Genomic DNA, 561 nt, shown 5'->3' with positions numbered 1-561 from the left:
GTCGGATGCTGTCCGAGATCAGCTTTGCCAAGCATGTCACGATCATGTCACGGTCTGACGGTGCAATAGCTCGCCTGATGATACATTGCTTAGTTCGGTTGCGCGGCACTTGTGCGAGACTTCTGAACTGAGGCGGCGCCTGCTTTCGACTGGTCATCGCCGATCACTGCCCCAAAGCTTTATGCGCCGGCAGCGGGGGGCGGCTCAGCCGAAGCGGCTGGGAACTCGTTGTCCGGACGGTGTGAAACACTTCCTCAGACGCTACAGATAGGGCAGCGTCGAACTCCAGGTCTGTGGCAGCCCTCACTGTCGGCGACGGAACCTTGGCTGGTGCGGGTGGCGATTTTTCAGGCGGTTGCGAAGGGCCGGTTCGCCAGCTCTTGATGACCCACCCTTCGTGTGATCGCTGCCTCATATGACTGTGAGCTGGAGAAATTACGATGTTGTTGGAGTCCAGAGCTGCGATGGCCGCCAGGCCTGGTTCGCGGCGAAGCTGAAGGAGGACAGCTTCCTGGGCTGTTTCCTTCATGAACTTCATCCGGTTCTAGCACACTATGATTC

At 58.3% G+C, this 561-nt stretch carries 1 protein-coding gene; it reads right to left on the bottom strand.

From position 1 onward, the window contains the following. Window positions 1-347: 347 nt before the first annotated feature. The coding region (locus tag AC1DVK_RS27145) for a hypothetical protein (RefSeq protein WP_477627850.1) at window positions 348-561 on the bottom strand (214 nt) is incomplete at its 5' end.

Source organism: Peribacillus sp. P4_B1, assembly GCF_056402395.1.
The sequence above is the reverse complement of the archived record's forward strand: the minus strand, read 5'-3'. Positions and strand labels throughout refer to the sequence as shown.